The following is a 21,886-nucleotide window of genomic DNA, read 5'->3' on the forward strand; positions in this document are numbered from 1 at the left end:
TATGTATAAATTTAAGCATTTTCGCTCGCAGATCTAGTAAATAATATCTCAGAAATGCTTCTTTTGCCCCCACCGGTTCTTTTTAGCTGAATAACAATATCAATCACATTTCTAATGTATGGTATAATTTGGTCTGGAGGAATGCCAAGGTTTGCTTGCATAACCATCAGTTTTATTTGCTCAAGGGCCATTGTTGGACTATCCGCATGAAGGGTTGATATTGATCCAGGGTGACCAGTATTTATCGCCCTAAGAAAACTAAAAGCTTCCGCTCCACGGAGCTCACCAACTATTATTCTGTCTGGCCTTAAACGTAAGCACGCTTCTATCAAATCTTGAGTGGTTACTTTTGCTCTGCCCTGCCCTCCTTTAGAGGCAATTAGATGGACTTTATTGGGATGATCGTTCAAAACGATTTCCCTTGCATCCTCAACAGTAATAATTCTTTCCTCATCTGGAATAGCACGCAAAGTAGCATTAGTAAAAGTAGTCTTACCAGTGGAAGTTCCACCACTAATTATAATATTTTTCTTACTTATTACAGCGTATTCTAAAAACTCTTTTATTTTTTTTTGCCTTAACAGTAAATCCAAATGACGGTCAACTGGATTATCAGTTGCTTCTGTAACAGTTTCAGAAAAAGCCCCCATTTTTTCGTAATCATCGAGTGCTAATTGCATGCTAGAAGGCTTACGAATCGACATGACTACTTTATCAGGCTCACATGCTGGCGGAAATACTATCTGTATACGATAACCATTTGGTAATGTTGCCGAAAGTAACGGCGCTTCTTCGCTAAGCTTTTGTTCTGTAGCTTGAGCAATCAGTCTGCCAAGAGATTTCAAATGGTTAAGATCGAATATTTCTAATTTTTCACACCTTACTTCACCACGATTTTCAATCCATACTTCCTTTGGCTTATTTATTGATATTTCATTTACGCCTTCTTCTTGAAATATGCCCTGTAATGGCTCCAAATATGTATCAAGTGCAGCATAGTTCATTTCATTGATTTAATATTGCCTGTGGAGGAAATACTATATCTTGGTTAACAAATACTTTCAATGCAGTGCCTTGATCAACATAAATAGTTGGTTTTTTATCTGTATATCTGCCCACTATATCTCGCATGTCTTTAGAAAAATCATTGATTGATTTCCCGATTGCTTCATCATAAACAGATTTGCTTCTTTTCTGAGTTTGCCTCAACAGTTGACGTACATCGTCTAAAGTTATACCGATATTGTCACTAGTAATTGCATCAACTCCACTAGCTCCAGAACTTTTTATCACACTTACTATTTCTTCCTTTATTATTCTCAGTAAATCCTGATCACTTTTAGCATTCCGAATTTTTTCAATAGCCCTAAGACCCAATTTCCATTTTTCGTCTCCTACCTTCCCAACTTCAGTTTTTATAGCATCCTCCAATCTCTCAACAATAGCCCCTTTGAGAGAAGAAATATCTATTTCAGTTGCAGTAATAGACTTCACTGCATCCATGGCAGTTAGCGCATCGATAAGATTAGAAGCCTTTTGCCCTATAACAGCCGAACTAATTGAAACACCAGCAAGTGCCACTGAAGAGAATAACGCACTTACTATTTTATTATCAACTATTCCCGCTATCCCTGCTCTACCAAGCTCGTCAGTACTAAGTGATGAGATGGCAACATCTATTCCATGTGGCAGAATCACTCTATTCCAGTTTATATTTACACGAGATTTAGCAACATTCGAGTCAAATGAATAACTACCTATCAATCTTGAGCCTTTAGGTATTAAAACTGTATCACCAGTTTCTGCATAAACATCTCTACTCACCATAGCACGCAGCATTCCTTGCAGATCAGAATTTATTGCAGTTTCAAGAACAGCATCAATAATTTTACCTTGAGTAATCATTAAACCAAGCTTTCCTACTCTGGTAGCTTTGCTCGACTGTGCTGAAGTGTCGGATAAAATAGCATCAGCAGCCTTGTTCTCTCCACTACTACCTGAAATTGTTAACATTTGTGCACTACGTCTGTCTCTAGGATAACCTCCGCCCCCTATTGTAGGAAACGAGGTAGGTAAATTGCTAATAACATTACTAGAAGGAAAATTTGGCTTTGGCAAAATAGGTATATTTGACACAGGGGTTTCTTTTGGTTTCTCTTCTTCTTTTTTAATTTGTTTTATTTCTGGTACGATTTGTGGTGTAGGAAGAGGAGGTAAGGGTGGTAAGGAATCGGTTATTATTCTTTCTGGAACTATTACATTATCTGGAACTTGTTCCAACTTTCCTTTAAATTCTTGAACGTTTTGCTTTGTTTCCTCTTTTTTAATAACTTCTGAATCCTCTTTATGAGAAGGACTAAAATAGAAATAATACACTACACCAACCAGAAGCACTAAAATCATAACCATCAATGCCCTATGACCTTGATTAGAGCCAACTGTTACTACCTTGTTCTCTATTTCTGACTCATCTTCTGAATTGTTACGCCTTTCTTTATTCATATTGCATGTACCACAGCTAAAGTGACCTATTTATAATTTCAACTTCATCATCTTCATAACGCATAAATAGCTTTTTATGTACCCCTTTTATTATAACATAATCATCAAATAACAGCCTTTTACAAGGTTTATCCTCCCCTTCTACAAAAATCTGAGGTATTTTATTATTATTTCTAAATTTTAAATAGGTTAAATAACCATCATCAAATAACTCAATCGGAACTATATCCGCATTACCACCTTCATCAATATATGTATAATTATACTTCGTATCATTTTCTTGTATTATTTTTTCTAGCTTGTCTGTAGTATACTGCATTTGAGTAGGTAAAGAAACCTCATCTAAATCAACATCAAATTCACCTTCTTCTTGAGGATAATAAAAACGTACTACGTAAGATATATCCTTTTCAGCAGAATAATCGTGATCCACTTTCTTAGCATTAGTGTCCAGGTATTTATCGTAGTTTGGCCTTGAGATTAAATCAAAAATGTAATTTCTTTTTTTAGTTGTCGTAATAATCATGTTAGTGCGGCTACTAACTTCAAATGGCATGATAAGCAATTTATTGTCATAAGGATTAATTTTCCAACTTGATGCATCACCAACAGCGATATTTTTAACTTTTTCTCCTTCCGCAAATTCAATATAAGAATAGTAACCCTGACTAAAAACCACCGTAAATACTTCATTAGGGCTATACACAAAAGTCTTTATTCTACTATCTACAGAAATAGGTTCATTATAATTAATGGATGCGTTTAAATTGCTACTTACAAGTAAAACTAAAACTAATAATATCCTATACATATTCATCATCTACTCTATATGAAATAACTTGAAACCCTAATGGGTTAATATATCTTTGCTGATCATTCATTTCAAGCGATGCATATCTATATGACATAATAACTATCTTATTTTTTCTTGTGGAACTTCCATCTTTCCGTATAAATTCCACAAAAAACCTCACCTGAAGAGCATCGTTACCCAATTTTTGAATCGAGCGAATTTTAAATTCATTTTTGGTATCTGAATATAAATTAAAAAGATCATCCATATTCTGCGATCCTATATAATTTCTAAATTCATTATACACATTAGATGAGGAAAACAACCTCACCTTTGTATAATAGTTATAATTATAATGATATGGATCAAAAACCTCCCTTGCTTTTATATACTCTGAAATAAAATAATCGTTCAGCGCTTCATCTGCAGAATACTGCTTTACTGTGACAGGATCAACCAATTGCACTATTCCAGATTTCTTGTCAATTTCTATAACAAATGGCTCAATAGTGCTACTTGTGCTAATTTTAAATATGACTAATATGCTGATAGAGATCGTTGCTAATAATATTAACGCAAATAAAAGTAGAATATTCCTTTGAGCAATAACTGTGCTGTAGCGGTTTGAATTCCAATTTATATCCTTATCTAACGATTCAGTACTTTTCTCTCGCTTAAAAAATCTTAGCATTTTAATATTCTTAAAAATCTTAACTTGTGTTAATAAACATAGCAAATTAACAAAGTAGTTACAACAAAAAAGCTAAAAAACTCTTAACTTATGGCCTAGCTTACCAAACTTTGTCTCCATATATGAATCGTTATATTTATTACGTTCCACAATAAGTGGTAGACACTTTGTAACCTCTATACCACTACTTTCCAATTCTGACAATTTCCTATCATTGTTTGTAAGTAATTGGATTTTGTTAATGTTCAATTTCTTAAGCATTTTAGCTGCAACAACAAAACTCCTTTCATCATCTTCAAAACCCAATATTCTATTTGCATCAACAGTATCAAGGTTATGTTCTCTTTGCATACTGTATGCTCTTAACTTATTAGTTAAACCAATACCTCTTCCATCCTGCATCAAATACAATATAATACCACTTCCAAAGTCAGCTATCATTTGAATTGCTTGATGTAACTGACTTCTGCAATCGCATGATAAGCTATCTAACAAGTCACCCGTATAGCACGAAGAATGAATTCTCACTAATGGTTCGTCATCTTTATCTGGATTGCCAATGATAATTGCATGATGTTCTCTTCCACCACTTTCGGTTCTATAAGATATGATATTTACTTCTTGAGTCTGTTTTAAAAATAATGATGTTTTGCACACTTCATATACATCCTGATTTTCTTGAAAATTATTTATGAATGACGTGTCCAGTGCAATAACGTCATTTTTCTCGCACCAATTTCGCATTTCATGGTTATTCTCAAAAGTCATATCAGCCACTAACGCGTATGGCAATAATTCTGAGAACTTAAGCAAGGCAATAGCACATTCATCTATTGTCTTTGAGCATTGCAACTCTTTTATGCAATCTTCCTTTGAACAGTTTATTAAATAGAGCAGTTCATCAAAATTATTCACCAACAGACGTTTGCTGTTATGTTCTTTATTCTGAGATATGTATTTTACCTTACTTGAAGTTAAAGTAACATATACATTACTTGATGTAAGCTTGTATTGATTAAATAAATCTCTTTCTAAAGCCTCAGCAGCAGCAAACAATAGGTAATTACTTTCATCATATATTACAATTGGCCGACCGCGCCTGATTTCGCTGATAGCTCTTTCTACCTTATTGCTACTCTGATTTCCTATAAACATTTTTACCCATATTAAACAGCGATAAAAACTGGTGCGGCCGAGAAGACTTGAACTTCCAAGGCCTTATGAGCCACAGCGACCTCAACGCTGCGTGTCTACCAATTCCACCACGGCCGCACTATATTCTAGTTTTTATATAATTATTTTAAATTACTTAATCATTTTAGAATTTTTCATCTAGAGTGTCAATCTGATACTAGAATAATTTAGAAATTGTTTGTATAATTTGATTATGAATTTTGTGATTATAAATTTTAATCATTTAAGATAACCTTACTACTAATTTTTAACTTAGGTTTTTATACAAATGAATATAGCTAATATCTTTATTTTTTTAGCTCTCTCTCTTATAACTAGCTTTCATTTCGTCCATGCACAAATATTATACACATGGTCTCAAGTTATCCCAGAAAATAAACTAAGCATACGCGCAATTACGGACAATGACATGTGTCCCATTGTTTATGTTGATGGCGAGGAAACAGAAATGCTGAATCGCAGCTCAATTAACAATGGTGATCATAACGAAACAGTTTGTGAACTGACAGTACAAACAAGTGCCAAAAACATTAGTATTGAGAATCTACGGGTTCCTATATTACCAAAAAAGGTTAATAAAATTGCTTTCATTGGTGACACGGGCTGTAGAATAAATATGTTATTTCAGCAGGAATGTAATTCGGTAGATAGCTGGCCTTTAAAAAAAAATTTAGATTCAATCGCCCTTCATAAACCAGATTTAATTATCCATGTTGGTGATTATCATTATAGACAAACAAAATGTAGAAATACAAAAAAGTGTGGCGATATTTATGGATACAATAAAGAAGTTTGGTACGCTGATTGGTTTGAGCCTGCAAAGGATATTTTATCACAATCCCCTTTCCTTTTTGTTCGTGGAAACCATGAGAGTTGTGATAGAGCTTATGAAGGATGGTTCAGGTATCTAGATTCATACCCCTTTTCGTCTGAAAAATGTGGAAACTTCGTTTCTAGTTGGTCCTTAGATGCTGGACCGATGAAATTTTTTATCTTCGACTCTTCATCCGGTGAGGATATTTTTACAACCCAAAGCACAATTGATGCTTTTGAGAGGCAATTTGATAAATTGATACAAAATAGTTCTGACAAGCCCATGTGGTTTTTAACTCATAAACCGCTTTGGAGATCTCCAAAAAAAGAATTTTTGACATTAAAAAGCCATGGTAATCTTACACAAATCGAAGCTTTTGGAGATAAATTTCCAAGCAATGTTACTACCATAGTTTCTGGCCACATTCATATAGCCCAGATTTTATTAATGGATAATGTTCCAGACCAAATTATAGTTGGAAACGGTGGTGCATCATTACACGCTCAAGATCAAGAATCTGTTTATCAAAATGTAGAATTTGACTATTTAAATGGTAAAAACTACTTAGCACACGAGGTTAGAAACTTTTTTGGCTTTGGCTTTGCAATACTAAATTTAGATGATCACGAATTTACCTTCTATAATCAACACAATAAGGAAATGTATTCTGCGAAGCTAACAGAAGATTTTAAACTTAAACGGATTAAAACTATAGTCGATTCATTTTAGGATTTGTTATTAGCTATTTTAAAAACGCTACTTAAACATTTTTTTTAATCGATTGATTTCATCAGCAAATTTTGAGTCGGTCTTTATAAAATTTTCTACTTGTTTTACTGCATGTATAACAGTAGCATGGTCTCTGCCACCAAAGTTTCTCCCAATATCTGGTAGGCTTTTTTGCGTAAATTTTTTGGCAAAATACATAGCTATTTGTCTTGGCCTTGCAAGACTGCGAAGCCTTCTATTGGATTGCATATCTGCAACCTTTATATTGAAAAATTCAGCTACTTTCTTTTGTATTTCTTCTATTGTGACTGACCTATGATTTGACCTAAGAAGATCGATTAGGGTTTCACTAGCTGATTCTACCGTCATACTTCTTCCAATTAATGAGGTATGGGTAACCTTATTTAATGCTCCTTCTAATTCTCTTATATTAGATTTTATGTTCCTTGCTAAAAACTCTAGGACATCTTTCGGAACATACATATTCATCTGCTCCACTTTTGCCTGCAATATACCAAGCCTTAATTCAAAAGTTGTTTCATTAATATCTGCCACCAACCCCCAACCGAGTCGTGATTTTATTCTTTCTTCCACTCCATCAAGATCACTAGGAGACCTATCAGCTGATATAACCAATTGTTTATTTTGGTCTATCAATGCATTGAAAGTGTGAAAAAATTCTTCTTGTGTACTATCTTTACCACTGATAAATTGCACATCATCTACCATCAATACATCTACTGATCTAAATTGCTCTTTAAATAACATAATATCTTTGCTTCGCAGCGCTGTAATATATTGGTACATGAATTTCTCTGCTGATAAATACACCACTTTTCTTTTTGCTGATGGGGAATTGACTATGTGCCAAGCTATAGCATGCATTAGATGTGTTTTACCAAGTCCCACTCCACCATATAGAAACAAAGGATTGCTGCCTAATATTGGATCTATAGATTCTGCCACACGCTTTGCCGCCGTAAATGCTAATTCATTTGGCTTTCCCACTACAAAATTATCAAAGGTGAACCTTGGATCCAGCGGCGAACCAAGATTATGATTACTTTCCTCTCTGTTTTTTAGTATAACATTAAAATTTGAATTCCTCTCCTCAATTACTTGAATATCAATAGAACGTATACTTTTATCTTCGCTTTGCCATAATGATAATATTTTTTTCATGTAATGAACTGTAATCCACTCTTTTATAAACCTTGTTGACACGGATAAAAGAACTTCCCCATTTCTGCTACTGACAAATTTTAGTGAACTCAGCCAGCTATTATATGTTGCTTCTCCATAAAGATTATAAAGACAATTTTGGATTTTTTCCCAAGTAACATTGTGATCCGTTACTGTAATAATCTGATCAAAAAACATAGTAGAAACCTTAGGGCTAGTTAAGTTCATATACCACACCAAGAAAAAAGCAATAATTAGAAAAATATAAGATAATCAATAGCCTACTGCAAAATGAAAAGCTAATACTACTTAATACATACTAAAAATTATGGTGATTTTTTGATGGGTTGTAAAGGGTATAAAAACATTAAAATTGATCATTTTTATTTCAAAAAAATGAAAAATTTGTAAATGTCGCTTGTATCGAGGATTAGAAGCATGCTATTAAAAACAGTAATACATTATGTATAAATAAGATGTTAAATTTACTGGCAAATAAGTAAAGTATTCATATAAATATAGCTAACCTAATATAGATTTACTGAAGCAAATTTATGATTATATTAAGTAATTTGAGTTGTTATGCTGTATTAGGTATTGAACTAGAGTTTTACATTGAAGGAATAGAAAAAGAATACTTATTTCTGAATAGCATCAAAAATAAAATAGCATCTCTTGAATTTTCTTGCGAGAAGGAGAATTCTACACATCAGTATGAGATAAAAAGTGGTTGTTATACGAACTCCTACAATTTAATTAAGCATTTTGAGTTAGCAAAACAATCACTTACTGAAACAGCACAAAAACTAGGTGGGAATGTTTCTTTTAAAGCAAAGCCTTATTTGGATAGAGCAGGCAGTGCATTAAATGTGCATGTTAATCTCGTGAATTCAAATAACGGTAACTTATTTTATATCAATGAGCAAAAGTACAGTGACTATCTGATTCATAGTATTGGTGGATTATGTGCAATGATGAAAAAACATATGTTGTTTTTTGCTCCAAATGATGATTCATATTTAAGATTTCAGTATCCGGATATTCACACTCCAACTACGATTAGTTGGGGAGTAAATAACAGAACTGCTGCGATAAGAATTCCCTATTTTGGCAACGATTTCAAAAGATGCCGCCTAGAGCACCGCGTTCCCGGAGCAGATTGTGACCTTGAAAAAGTACTCACAGCAATAATTGAAGGTATGGTTTTTGGTATAGAGAACAAAATTGCTCCGCCAAATAGGGTCTACGGCATTGCATCTGATCCTCAATATGAGATGGAGAGGTTAATATAACAACTATCTATCAAATCCTAATCCGTTAAACCCCTTTTGGGTAATTGGCTGTTTTAGCATTTTTTTTACATCATTATCTACATTTTTGCACTGTAATAGCAAGTCTAAAGCAGATAGTTTCTGCGTGCTTTTAGATTCAAGCTCTAGATTGCTTAACACTTGCCCAGGAAGTGGATTACCAGGCACATCCATGTGCTCAGGAAGAGGTTTCATCTGATTCTTTATAGAGCTAGAGTTATTTTGTGTAAGAGTTTTATCATTTAGCATGCTAAGAATAATTTCCTCAGGCACTACCATAGTTTTTGTATAATCAACAGGATTACTATTTTCAGCATCTATAGTCACATGAATTGGTTCGCCAAACGCATTTATAGGACCACCAAGTGATCCTTTCTCCATGCGTTCTTGTGCTCTTTTCCTTATTATTTCTTCTTCTAACTCAGTTTCAGTTTTTTCTGGTTCTTTTGCGGTATCTTTTTCTTCACCTTCATCAACACTGCTATACCCTTCATCTTCTGAAACTTTCTCTCCTGAAACACCAGTAATTTCAGGCTGTTCTTTTTTAGTTCTTATTTTATGAATCAGCGAAAGTAATAAGTAAGTAACTGCAGCAGCAGAAACGATAATGGCTATCTTTGCGGCAATGTGGATTGCTGTTAAAAATATTAAAGCTGATAAAGCTCCAGCTAATCCAGACACAATAACTTTATTTTTGCCTTTTGTTATATTTAGAATTGCCACCATAATAACCTCTCAAATACTGTTCTAGAATTATTATACAGGAATTTTCTTATACTTGCAATTTTGCGAAAATTTTAATTATTTGCATAAAGTTTTAAAGCTACACAAGGATTAATTAATATGCAATGTATCTCGACTATAATATTGTACAAACACACATATTCAGCTAACATTCAACATGCAGAGCTTACTCATAGAGCGAAACAGGGCGGTGGTATTATTACTTATAGTAATTTTTATCTTCGGTTCATACGTTTATGTAAAAATGCCAAGGGAAAGCAATCCTGATATACAGATTCCTATAATCAGCGTGTTTGTTGGACTTCCTGGGATTTCTGCTCAAGATAGTGAAAAGCTATTAGTGCTTCCTATAGAAAATGAACTAAGATCCATCGAAGGTGTAAGAGAATTGAGAGCTTTTGCAACTAATGATGGTGCTCACATGATACTCGAATTTGGAACAGAGTATGATAATAAAGAAGTGCTCGATAATGTTCGTTCAAAGCTTTCAAACATAAAATCGAAGTTACCTGTTGAAGCGGAATCTCCGATAATCAATGAAATAAACTTGAGCTTATTTCCGATACTCAATGTCGGCTTAATTGGTAATTTGCCAGAAAGAGCCTTAACTGAAATAGCACGCAAGCTAAAGAAAGAAATAGAATCTCTGCCAAATGTTCTCAAAGTTGAAGTGGCGGGTATGCGTAAAGAAACAGTGGAAGTTATAATTGAGCCCACAGTTCTAACAAAATATAACATTCAATCAAACGAAATATTCCAAGCTATATCAAGCAATAATAGACTAGTGGGAGCTGGATCACTGGAAAATGACACCGGTAAATATTCGATTAAAATATCAGGATTACTAAAAGATATAGAAGATATTATGAATATTCCTATTAGATCTCAAGGCGATGCAGTTTTGAGAATAAAAGATATAGCAAAAGTATACCCTAGGTTTGAAGATCACCAAGGGTTTGCTCGCATTAATGGATTACCTAGTGTCGTGCTAGAAATTTCAAAACGTAACGGAAAAAACATAATAGACACAGTAAATCAAGTAAAATACTTAATGGATAAGGCAAAAGATCAATTACCTGAAAATTTAAAAGTGGTGTACTTAAACGACCAGTCAAAAAACGTCCGCGATGTGCTTGATGACTTGGAAAACGGCATAATATTTGCTGTGTTGTTAATATTGATCATAATGATGCTTTCTATGGGAACAAGGATTGCTATTCTTGTGGCACTCTCGATACCCGGTTCCTTTCTCATTGGGATAATAGCTCTTTACTTTATGGGTATAACCTTAAATATCGTTGTGCTCTTCAGTTTAATTATGGCTGTTGGCATGCTGGTTGATGATGCAATTGTGATCAGCGAATATGCCGATAGAAAGATGATCTGCGGAATGGGCAAAGTAGAAGCCTTTCACACTTCAGTTCGTGATATGTTTTATCCGGTCTTATCATCAACGTTAACTAAATTGGCAGTGTTTTTTCCTTTACTACTCTGGCCTGATACTGTGGGAAAATTCATGCAGTATATACCAATTACAATAATTTTAACTTTAACCGGATCGCTCATTATGGCTCTGGTTTTTATACCAACACTTGGTGCAATCTTTGGAAAGCCATCAGTAACTTCAAAGGAAGAAATTGAAAAAATGAATGCTATCGAAAGTGGTGAAATAAAAAATGCTGGGCCTATAATAAGAGCTTACGTACGAATGCTAGAGAAGGTTTTGGATCATCCTAAAAAATTCGTATGTGCTACTGTATTCGTTTTGTTTTCATTTAGTGTGCTGTACTTTACTTTTGGTCCTGGAGTAAAGTTTTTTCCGAAAGTGGATTCAGATAATATTTTAATCAGTGTTAAAGCAAAAGAAAGCTTATCAGCCAAAGCACGAGATCTGATACTCAAAGAAGTGGAAGAACGCATTTTGAGCATTGAAAAAGAAATTCATGTTTCTTATGCTAGATCAGGAGCATTTTCAGACAACGTTATCGCCAGAATACAACTAGAACTTATGGATTGGCGCTTCAGGCGCAAAGCTAAGCACATACTAAATGATATAAGGAGCAGTGTGCAAGACATGAAAGGAATAATAATTAATGTTCAAGAGGAAAAGCCAGGACCGTCGGCTGACAAGCCAATACAAATCAACCTCAGCGGGAGTGCATCCAGTTTGAATTTAGCAGCAGAGAAAATTCTAGAAATTATGAACCAACCTTCATCCGGGTTTATAAATATTCAAGATAGCAGATCAGCACCTGAAATAGAGTGGAATATGAGTGTTGATAAGAATAAGGCTACAAGCTCTGAAGTAAGTGTTGCAACCATTGGCGATTTTATAAAGATGGTTACAAATGGAGTGTTGATTGGAAAATATAGACCAAATAACACGGATGAAGAAATCGATATTGTACTCCGTTTCCCTGGAAAGGATCGCAACATGAAGACTATAGACAATCTTTTTATCAATACAGTTAATGGCCCGTATCCTATGAGCAATATAGTAAAATATGCTCCCGAAAAAAAGGTAAACAAACTAAACAGGATTGATGGATTACGCACAGTGACAATCTCTGCTGACGTTGATACTGGCTATCTTGTTGATGAAAGAGTAAAGTTCATTCAGAATTCTATTGCCCAGGATTGGGACAAGGGAGTAAAAATTGATTTTAAAGGCGACAAAGAAGATCAACAAAAATCAGGAGCATTTTTGTTAAAGGCTTTTATATTAGCGATTACACTAATGATATTGGTATTAGTGACACAGTTTAATAATGTATACCATACATTTATCGTAATGACAGCAGTGTTTTTATCCACAACATGTGTGTTTTTTGTTTTCTTTCTTATCCAACAAGTTTTCGTAGTTGTTATGTGTGGAGTGGGGATAATTGCTTTGGCAGGAATTATAGTAAATAATAACATACTATTGCTTGATGCCTTTCATCACCAAATTAAGGTACACAAAAATGACATCAAGCGATGTGTAATAAACGCTGCAATTTCTCGCGTTAGGCCAATATTGCTTACCGTTGCAACCACAGTTCTTGGTTTAATACCGATGATTACCAGGTTAAATATCAATTTTTTTACGCTACAAATCACATATGATGCTCCATCAAGCCAGTGGTGGGTTGACATTTCAACAACCATAGCAAGTGGAATATTGGCTGCAACGGTTTTAACTTTATTCTTTACTCCTGCGTTGCTTGTTATACAAAAACATGAAAAAACTTGACTTAAATTAGCAATCATTTAACATTTAAGATAGTGTTCTTTGCCCGTTGGAGCTATAATTATAACTAATTACATTGGATTTATTTATTATGATTGCTAATCGTAAAAGCAGTGTTAAGCAGAAAAGTAACAAGAATAACATAGTTGGAAGCCTTGATGTAATAAAAACAGCAGGAGAGCTTTCACTTCAAAAAGGTTTAGATTTTGATGTTGTAATAAAGGCACTAGAAAGTGCTATAGAAGCAGTGGCTCATCAAAAATATGGTAGCAAAAGTAAAATTGTAGTTGATATAGATAGAAACACAGGCAAAGTTACTTCATATAGAAAACTAAAAGTTATTGATGATGAATCAAATGAAAAAGAGAATACCGAGTGTGAATCAATTACGCTTACACAAGCTAAATTAATAAAAGGAGATGCAAAAGTTGGAGATACTGTTAGTGAATTACTCTCTCTTAACACTGATCTTGCTTCAGCAAGAATTGCCCAGCAAAAGATTGCTCAAATAATTAAAGATGAAGAGTCAAAAAAGCAATATGAGGAATTTAAAGATAAGGTGGGAGAAATAAGGTATGGTATTGTTAAACAAGTAGAATATTCAGATCTTATTATAGACATAAATGGCACTAGGGCATATCTTCCATTGCGAAATTTAACTGGTGGTGAATCATTTCGTGAAGGTGATAAGGTTAAAGCTTACATACAGACTGTTAAGCGCTCTGATGATGGACGTCAAATTATTCTTTCTAGGACTCATGAAGGCTTTTTGGAGGCATTATTAAATCAAGAAATACCAGAAATTGCTGACGGATTAGTGACAATTAAAGGTATAGCTAGAGATGCTGGTTCAAGGTCTAAGGTTGCCGTTTTCTCTCCCGACAAGAACATTGATCCAGTAGGTGCTTGTGTTGGAGTTAAGGGAGATAGAATAAAAACTATTATACACGAATTAAATGGTGAAAAAATTGACGTTATAAATTACTCCTCAGATTTGGGTCAATTTGTTATTAAAGCCATTACTCCTGCAGAAGTATCGAAGGTTATTATTGATGAAAATGAAAATTGCATAGAGTTAATAGTTGCTGAAGATCAATTGAGTTTAGCGATAGGAAAAAAGGGCCAGAATGTAAGATTAGCTTCAGAGCTTGTTGGATGGAAAATTGAGATATTAAGCACTCAGCAAGAATCAGAAAGGCGAAGTAAAGAACTTAGTCAATGTTCAGCTTTATTTGCTGAAGCTTTAAACTTAGAAGAGATTATGGGTCAGCTATTGGTAACAGAAGGTTTTTCAAGTGTAGAAGACATATCTAGCGCTTCAATTAAAGAGCTTGCTTCAATAGAGGGCTTTAATGAAGATATTGCAAACGAACTTCACAATAGAGCAAATAAGTACCTGAAAGCAGAAAATGATAGAAAAATAGAAGAGCTAAAAAGTTTAGGTATGGAGGATGATGTAATCAATTTAACTTTATCAATAGACAATAAAATTGCTCTTAGTAAGCATGATATTAAGACTTTAGAGGACATAGCAGATTTATCAAGTTATGAGTTTTGCAGCATACTCTCTTCCTCATCCGATAGCAAAGAAGATCTAAAAGATACAGTAGATTCAATAATCATAGAAGCACGTAAAAAGCTTGGATTAATATAATAAAATAATATGAATAATGAAGATATCAGTGATAAAAAATTAACGCTCCAAGGTTTAAGCAAGCTTAAATTAGACCTCAATTTAAACTCTTCAGCTAGCCCAAGTACTGGAGCTACAGTAGTAAAAAAAAGAAGAAAAAAATCTCATGATGCAGAAGAACATAATTTATTTGACGAGAGTAAATTAGGTTCTTTAACAGAGAAAGAACAAATTTTCCGCATTAATGCTGTGCAGAATGCTGCTTTGCTGAAAGAAAGAAATCAGAGAGAAGAAAAAGAGAAAACAGCAAAAGAAGACAGCAATAAAGAGATTGACGAGAAAAATGAAGCGGACGCTTTATCTAAGGAAATAAATAAGCAAGTTTTAAGTAATACCCACTTAGTTGAACCAAAAGAAGATAGTATTGACCATGAGGACAACGATAAAAAGTCTTTTAAAGTCAACAAAGATATATATTCTAAGCATTCTAAACTGGTAATTGCACAGGCAATAGATGAAAAAACTGAACAACCCCCTGTATTTAAGCAAAGGTTTGGTATAAGAGGTAGAAAGTCAAAGTTTACTAAGGGTAAAAATATATCAAGAGAAGTTATTATACCAGACAAAATAACTATCAGGGAGTTATCTATTCGCATGGCAGAAGATAGCAAGAGTGTGCTAAAAATGTTCAAAGAAGAAGTCGGTGAGAGTTATAGAGTAGATGATCTGGTGGATCCAGATATAGCATGTGAAATAGTGGAAAAATTTAATCATACGGCTAAACGAGTGAGCGATACCAACAGAGAAAAAGATTTATTTTTTATAGAAGGCAGAGAAAGCCTGCCTAAAAAACCTAAACCACCAATCGTCACTTTTATGGGACACGTCGATCATGGTAAAACCTCATTGCTCGATGCATTTCGTGAATCTAATGTTGCAGAAAGAGAGTCAGGTGGCATAACTCAACACATAGGTGCTTATCAAATAATAACAAAAGATAAGCAAAAAATTACTTTCATTGATACACCAGGACATGAAGCGTTCACTGCGATGCGTGCATGTGGTGCCAATATTACTAATATAGTTGTAATAGTAGTTGCAGCTGACGATGGAATCATGAAACAAACAGTTGAAGCAATAAATCATGCAAAAGCAGCAAATGTTTCTATTATAGTTGCTATTAATAAAATTGATAAATCTGAGCCTGGTGATGTGGAGAAAGTAATGAGTAGCTTACCTCAATATGATCTCATTCCTGAAGAGCTTGGTGGTGATGTTATGATTGTGCCAGTATCAGCAAAAAAGAAAACTAATTTAGATAAACTAGAAGAGACGATTTTGTTAATCGCTGAATTAATGAAGCTAGAAGCAATAGAAGATTGTCGAGCACTTGGATGGGTAATAGAATCCAAAATAGATAAAGCGAAAGGAATATCAGCTACATTGATAGTTGAGGAAGGAACGTTAAAGGTTGGTGATATATTGGTAGTTGGTACAACATACAGTAAAGTACGTAGTATGGTTAATCACCTTGGTCAAAGAGAAAAAGCAGCACTACCCTCCGCTCCAATTGAAATTACTGGTCTAAATGGTGTACCAAATGCTGGAGATAAATTTGTTGTTGTAAATTCTGAAAAGCAGGCGCGTGAAATTGTTGAATACAGGCTAGAGTTAATCAAGAAAAAGAAAGAAGATTTGGGCGACAATAATTTAGATATATTCAGTCGTAATAACAGCGAAACAGAAGAACTATCTGTAGTTTTAAAGTGCGATGTAACTGGTTCTATTGAAGCAATATCAAGTTCAATTGATAAACTCGGTAAAGACCAAGTGAAATTAAATATCCTACACAAAGCAGTAGGAGGGATAACAGATTCAGATGTGCTGCTTGCAGAAGCATCAAGTGCAGTAATTTTAGCTTTTAATGTAAAAGTGGACTCAAAAATAAGGGACTTGGCAAAACAAAAAGGTATAGAAATACATACTTATAACATAATATACGAGCTCATTGACGACATGAGAATGTATTTAACTAAAATGTTAAAGCCTGTTACACGAGAGGTTCGTGTTGGTTCTGCATCTGTAAGGCAAATATTTAATGTATCTAAAGCTGGTAATATCATTGGATGTTATGTAAGTGATGGAGTCATAAAAAAAGATTCTTTAATTAAGGTAGTGCGTGGTGGCAAATTGGTGCATGAAGGAAAGTTAAAAGCAATACGTAGATTTAAAGATGATGTTAAAGAAGTAGGTGTAAACTTTGAATGCGGAGTATCACTAGAGGGTAATATCGATATTAAAGTTGGAGATATTTTGGAAGCTTATCAATTAGTGCAAGAAGAAAGGGTGTTATAGTAGCTGGATATGAAAAAGGAAATTAGAAACCTAAAGATAGCATCGGTATTGCATAGAGCAATATCAAGAATTCTAATGGAAGGTAAGGTGTTCAATAAAAATGTAGCGGTATCTGACGTAAAATTAAGTAAAGATTTGAAAAAAGCAGATGTATATATTGTGTTATCTTCATTGAATATTCAAGTAGCTGACTACTTAGATCCAGAAAAAAGACGCACTGGAGATCCTTCTGAGAATAATTGTGATCTTAACACCGTTGTTAATGAAATGAACCAATCTGCATGGTCAATACGTAAATCTATACTGTGTTATGTTGATTTGCGATTTATACCTGAACTAGTTTTCAAGCCTGACTTAGCGTTCGATAATTTTGTTAATGTAAGCAAAATATTACATAATCACACTTAATTAATGCATTTCAATCGTTACTTTTCATTAATGAGGTTGCACAGTTTAACGGGTTTGTGGCTTGTGCTATTTCCCAGTTTGAGCGGTATTCTTTTAGCCTCAACTTCTCTATCGTATCAGGTTCTTTTTCTCCTTGTTTTGTTTACTATAGGTGCATTTTTAATGAGACCCGCAGGGTGCATAATCAATGATATCTTCGATAGAAAAATAGATGCGCACGTTGAACGAACAAAATATAGGCCACTTGCAAGTGGTGCATTAAACATAAAGCAGGCTTTAGCTTTACTTTCACTGCTACTGTCTATTGACCTGGTAATCTTATTATTAACTAATAAAACTACACTTATACTTGGAATAATCTCAATGTGTATGATAGCTACTTACCCTTTATTAAAGCGGTATGTTTGGTGGCCACAATTGTTCTTAGGGTTTACCTTCAATATGGGATCGCTCATGGGCTCAGCAGCAATAACAAACCAGATCAGTATAGAATCCTTGCTGTTTTATATAGGATGCGTCTTTTGGACACTTAGCTATGACACCATATACGCCCATCAAGATAAAAAAGATGATGAAAAACTCGGGATGAAATCTACCGCATTATATTTTGGTGATACAACAAAATCTTGGTTGAAAAGATTTTATTTAATATCTCTTATGACGTGGCTATATGCTGGTATTTTATCATCATTAAATAACATTTTTTATATTGCTCTACTTGCCGTAGGGTTCATATTTCACCGCCAATACAAAAATTTCAATCCTGACGATCCCAGTCAATGCATGTCCATATTTAAAAATAATTCCTACGTAGGGTTGCTTCTCTTTTTTGGCATCCTTTTAGATAGAATTATCACCTAGGTCTCAAGAGTTTTGGCTCTAATGAAGTCAATAAACTCAGGTACTCGCAGAAACGAAAATTGCTTGACACCCTTCGCCAGCCCTCTTATCATGAAACTGAAGCTATTGTATTTGCTTTCGCCAATCTGCAGATTAAAAGGTAAGGATTACTTAATGTATCGGCGTCTTATGTTCAATTTTTTGCAGTATATAGATACTGTATGTCTTTACAAAACTTCATCTACATCTAGATTTTTATCTAAATAAGCTGAACGCGCTTATAAAGCGTTACAAGACATCAAAAAATGCCAATACTCGACAGAGATAGTAAAAGACTAGCTAACTCGGGGATTCTTTGTCTTTTTTTCTGCTTAGTAAATTTCTTAAACATTTGCAGCGTAAGTTAGTTGCAATTAAAAGCGGCTGAATCTCGCTTGTCAAGCGTTTAAAACATAAAAAACGCCAATACTTTAAAGCGGATAATAACCCCAGGGCTTCTTTTGCCTTTTTTTTCATTTGGTAAATTTCTTAATATTTACAGCTAAACAACAACCGTCATCCCTAAGTATCCCGCTGCTTGTTAGCGGCTGAGATACCGCGAATGAATCGCGGTATGACGGTTCGCGGCAGGATGACGATAAGCTCGTCATCCCACTACTTGTTAGCGGCTAAGAGATACCGCGGCGGTATAGCTATAGGATGACAAAAAAAGGGCACTGTGACGAACTTAAATCACAATTATCAGTTAATGCTAATTACGGCATTATAAAAAACGCCAAACTTTTTTCTGCTTTTATGCAAGAAGTCTAGTCCATATATTCCTCCCACTTTTCCGTGACTTTTCTTACTATTTCCTCACTCATCTCAATTTTCTTTCCCCACTCTCGTTTGGTTTCAGGCGGGATTTTATTTGTCGCATCAAATCCCATTTTACCTCCAAGTCCACTTTCAGGGGAAGCAAAGTCTAAATAATCAATAGGTGCATTTTCTATCATGATTGTATCACGCACAGGGTCCATCCTCGTTGACATTGCCCACATCACTTCCTTCCAATCACGTATATTTATATCATCATCAACAACGATAATAAACTTCGTGTATAAAAATTGCTTTAGAAAGGAAAGTATGCCCATAACAATTCTTTTTGCCTGCCCTGGATAGGATTTTTTTATCGACACTACCGCTATTCTATATGAGCAACCTTCCGGTGGCAGATAAAAGTCCACTATCTCTGGAAATTGATTGATAAGAATGGGCACAAAAATTTCATTGAGTGCTTCACCAAGAATCGATGGTTCATCAGGTGGCTTGCCAGTGAAAGTGCTAAGATATATCGGGTTTTTACGCATAGTAATTGCAGTAATATTAAATTCAGGAAATTGCTCAACAGAATTATAGTAGCCGGTGTGATCTCCGTATGGCCCTTCGTCTTGATATCTATCCAAACTCACATAGCCTTCCAGAACGATTTCCGCGTGAGCTGGTACTTGAAGTGGAATAGTCCTACAATTTACCAGCTCAAGCGGCTTCTTTCGCAGCAGTCCAGCAAATTGGTATTCTGACAATGTTTCTGGCACTGGAGTTACTGCAGCAATAATCGTTGCAGGATCACTACCGATCACAGCAGCAGCAGGAAATTTCATATTTTGTTCCTTCTCTTTCCATCGTTTGTGGTGAGTTGCGCCACCTCTTTGTGCAAGCCAACGCATTAGTGTTGTTTTTTTATCTATAACCTGCATACGATATATTCCAAGATTAAAATTATCTTGCTTTTCTTTCGTGGGTCCTTTTGTTACCACAATCGGCCAGGTGATAAGTGGTGCAGGTTCATTTGGCCAGCATGTTTGAATGGGCAGTAGACTTAGGTCCACTTCATCTCCGGTTAGCACTACCTCTTGACATGGAGCCTTGCTCACGACTTTACTTCGCATCGATAACACGACTTTCAACAAAGGAAACATTTTTATAGCATCCTTAAAGTTTTTTGGCGGCTCAGGTGATTGCAAAAATGCTAAAAGTTTACCAAGATCTCTTAGTTCATCAGGATTTATGTTCAACCCCAATGCAATCCTCTTAATAGTACCAAATAAATTCACCAAAACTGGAATCGAATTTTTGCCATTTTCTGTGATAACATTTTCAAAAATGATCGCTGGCCCTTTGCTTGACAAAACTCTGCGATGAATTTCTGTCATTTCAAGAACTGTTGAAACTTCCTCCTTAATCCTAATCAGATCTTTTTTTTCTTCTAAGGCTTTGATGAAGTCGCGTAAGTTGTTGTACATATTCCAGTTTTTAAAATTTTAAGTTTATATCTAGTTTTCAAGCACTTTATTGAAATTTGACCTATGCACTGTCTAGCGAGCTTTCAGTTAATTTGAGATCAAATCTTCATATTGCTTACTAAGTTTGTATTTCCTTCCTCTATTGGAAAAATCTACAATCTTGATAAACCCCATTTCCACCCACTTTTTACAAAGTTGCGCACTAGTACGAGGCTTAAAATTAAATAGTTCGCCAACCTGACTAGCTGTAATAGCGGAAAACTCCTGGAAGAGCTCAAGAGCTTTGCGTTGTTTAGGATCAAGTTTACGTATAAGATCAGTCTGATCAGTGTGGTATTCTTCTTCATTTATACGTTGTAAAACGTTCTCAAATGAATTTGCCATACCTTCTACGAAATACTCCACCCACTTAGTGATATCTGCTTCAGCTCGTCCCATATAATAATTGTGCGATGGACCTACACTGATTGCCTCATAATAAGCTCCTAGATTCTTAGCATAATATTCTTCCAATGAATAAAGCCCTTTTAGGTCATATCCACCAAGGTGTAAAATTAATGTAGTCAACAATCTTGCAGTACGACCATTACCGTCATAGTAAGGGTGAATTGTTACAAATTGATAATGAGCAATACCTGCAATAATTGGGCAAGGCACTTGCTCACTGTCACGAATCCAATCAATCATACTGCTCATGAGCTTTGGTACATCCTTTGCTTCAGGGGGCATATAAATTATTGCACGTGTACGGCTATCACGAATAACGTTTTGACCATCACGATAAGAGGTTGGCTTCACTTTAGATTTTCCACTCGCCATTACTAGGGCATGAAGCGTTTGAATGGCTTTCTCAGTAATAGGGATCGTTCTCGCTGCCCATTGTTCAACTTGGGTTAAAGCTGCATAATATCCTTTAACCTCATTTTCATCTCTCCTATATTTTGGAAAGTGGCTTTTACCACTTAAAACCTCTTCAATCTGTTTAGGCTCAAGTCGATTTCCTTCAATCATAGTAGAATAGTGTGTGGTATAAAGCCGTGCAGTTTCACGAAGGGACGAGAGCATCGATACAGTGAGTGGCAAATGTAACACTTTTTCTTTTGCTGCTTCAATCCTCATAAGGCAATTAGCAATTTTAGAAGTAATCGTATAATTTGGCATCGGCATAATATCTGCA

The 21,886-nt window shown here is 34.8% G+C and carries 16 protein-coding genes and 1 tRNA gene; 7 read left to right on the forward strand and 10 right to left on the reverse strand.

Features of this window, described 5'->3' with window-relative positions; all coding sequences use genetic code 11:
- Positions 1 to 11 precede the first annotated feature (11 nt).
- The 6 genes from virB11 to ABWU29_RS05695 all read right to left on the reverse strand — a co-directional run bounded on the left by virB11 (position 12) and on the right by ABWU29_RS05695 (position 5,258).
- Positions 12 to 1,004, reverse strand: a complete 993-nt coding sequence (virB11, locus tag ABWU29_RS05670) for a P-type DNA transfer ATPase VirB11 (protein WP_141456834.1) — start codon at positions 1,002 to 1,004, stop codon at positions 12 to 14.
- A 1-nt stretch (position 1,005) separates the two neighbouring features.
- Positions 1,006 to 2,502, reverse strand: a complete 1,497-nt coding sequence (locus ABWU29_RS05675) for a TrbI/VirB10 family protein (RefSeq protein ID WP_015588759.1) — start codon at positions 2,500 to 2,502, stop codon at positions 1,006 to 1,008.
- A gap of 16 nt (positions 2,503 to 2,518) precedes the next feature.
- Positions 2,519 to 3,319: a P-type conjugative transfer protein VirB9 gene (virB9, locus tag ABWU29_RS05680; RefSeq protein WP_015588758.1), complete on the reverse strand. Its 801-nt coding sequence runs from the start codon at positions 3,317 to 3,319 to the stop codon at positions 2,519 to 2,521.
- Complete coding sequence (locus ABWU29_RS05685) at positions 3,306 to 3,986, reverse strand: virB8 family protein (RefSeq protein ID WP_015588757.1); 681 nt, start codon at positions 3,984 to 3,986, stop codon at positions 3,306 to 3,308. The genes virB9 and ABWU29_RS05685 overlap by 14 nt, the downstream gene beginning before the upstream one ends.
- 72 nt (positions 3,987 to 4,058) lie before the next feature.
- Positions 4,059 to 5,141 carry a GTP cyclohydrolase II gene (locus tag ABWU29_RS05690; RefSeq protein WP_015588756.1) on the reverse strand — a complete coding sequence of 361 codons (1,083 nt, stop codon included), beginning with the start codon at positions 5,139 to 5,141 and terminating at the stop codon, positions 4,059 to 4,061.
- Between the two features lie 29 nt (positions 5,142 to 5,170).
- Positions 5,171 to 5,258, reverse strand: a tRNA-Leu gene (locus ABWU29_RS05695).
- Between the two features lie 190 nt (positions 5,259 to 5,448).
- Here ABWU29_RS05695 and ABWU29_RS05700 point away from each other — a divergent pair.
- Positions 5,449 to 6,723 (forward strand): metallophosphoesterase, encoded by a 1,275-nt coding sequence (locus ABWU29_RS05700; RefSeq protein ID WP_015588755.1) that lies wholly within the window; start codon positions 5,449 to 5,451, stop codon positions 6,721 to 6,723.
- A 27-nt stretch (positions 6,724 to 6,750) separates the two neighbouring features.
- On the opposite strand, the gene dnaA is transcribed toward ABWU29_RS05700, so the two are convergent.
- Positions 6,751 to 8,133, reverse strand: a complete 1,383-nt coding sequence (gene dnaA, locus ABWU29_RS05705) for a chromosomal replication initiator protein DnaA (protein ID WP_010962298.1) — start codon at positions 8,131 to 8,133, stop codon at positions 6,751 to 6,753.
- Between the two features lie 326 nt (positions 8,134 to 8,459).
- Here dnaA and ABWU29_RS05710 point away from each other — a divergent pair, with 326 nt between their 5' ends.
- On the forward strand, positions 8,460 to 9,197 hold the full coding sequence (locus tag ABWU29_RS05710) for a glutamine synthetase (RefSeq protein WP_015589514.1): 738 nt from the start codon (positions 8,460 to 8,462) through the stop codon (positions 9,195 to 9,197).
- Between the two features lie 3 nt (positions 9,198 to 9,200).
- Here the strand turns inward: ABWU29_RS05710 and ABWU29_RS05715 are convergent, their stop codons facing one another.
- Positions 9,201 to 9,941, reverse strand: a complete 741-nt coding sequence (locus ABWU29_RS05715; RefSeq protein WP_015589513.1) for a hypothetical protein — start codon at positions 9,939 to 9,941, stop codon at positions 9,201 to 9,203.
- 175 nt (positions 9,942 to 10,116) lie between these two features.
- Between ABWU29_RS05715 and ABWU29_RS05720 the strand changes: the two genes are divergently transcribed.
- The 5 genes from ABWU29_RS05720 (at position 10,117) to ubiA (ending at position 18,445) form a co-directional block, all read left to right on the forward strand.
- On the forward strand, positions 10,117 to 13,191 hold the full coding sequence (locus ABWU29_RS05720) for an efflux RND transporter permease subunit (RefSeq protein WP_264378188.1): 3,075 nt from the start codon (positions 10,117 to 10,119) through the stop codon (positions 13,189 to 13,191).
- Between the two features lie 88 nt (positions 13,192 to 13,279).
- Positions 13,280 to 14,842, forward strand: a complete 1,563-nt coding sequence (nusA, locus tag ABWU29_RS05725; RefSeq protein WP_015589511.1) for a transcription termination factor NusA — start codon at positions 13,280 to 13,282, stop codon at positions 14,840 to 14,842.
- A gap of 9 nt (positions 14,843 to 14,851) precedes the next feature.
- Positions 14,852 to 17,176 carry a translation initiation factor IF-2 gene (gene infB / locus ABWU29_RS05730; protein WP_015589510.1) on the forward strand — a complete coding sequence of 775 codons (2,325 nt, stop codon included), beginning with the start codon at positions 14,852 to 14,854 and terminating at the stop codon, positions 17,174 to 17,176.
- Positions 17,177 to 17,185: 9 nt separating this feature from the next.
- Positions 17,186 to 17,584, forward strand: coding sequence for a ribosome-binding factor A (locus ABWU29_RS05735; protein ID WP_015589509.1), 399 nt, complete (start codon positions 17,186 to 17,188; stop codon positions 17,582 to 17,584).
- A gap of 3 nt (positions 17,585 to 17,587) precedes the next feature.
- Entirely contained in the window at positions 17,588 to 18,445 is an 858-nt protein-coding gene (gene ubiA, locus ABWU29_RS05740; RefSeq protein WP_015589508.1) for a 4-hydroxybenzoate octaprenyltransferase, read from the forward strand.
- Between the two features lie 785 nt (positions 18,446 to 19,230).
- Here ubiA and ABWU29_RS05745 read toward each other — a convergent pair.
- Entirely contained in the window at positions 19,231 to 20,709 is a 1,479-nt protein-coding gene (locus ABWU29_RS05745; protein ID WP_015589507.1) for a UbiD family decarboxylase, read from the reverse strand.
- A gap of 87 nt (positions 20,710 to 20,796) precedes the next feature.
- Positions 20,797 to 21,870, reverse strand: coding sequence for a Fic family protein (locus ABWU29_RS05750; protein ID WP_242049518.1), 1,074 nt, complete (start codon positions 21,868 to 21,870; stop codon positions 20,797 to 20,799).
- Positions 21,871 to 21,886: the final 16 nt, after the last annotated feature.

Origin of the sequence: Wolbachia endosymbiont (group A) of Phasia obesa (assembly GCF_964028125.1) — a bacterium.
GTDB classification, from domain to species: Bacteria; Pseudomonadota; Alphaproteobacteria; order Rickettsiales; family Anaplasmataceae; genus Wolbachia; species Wolbachia pipientis.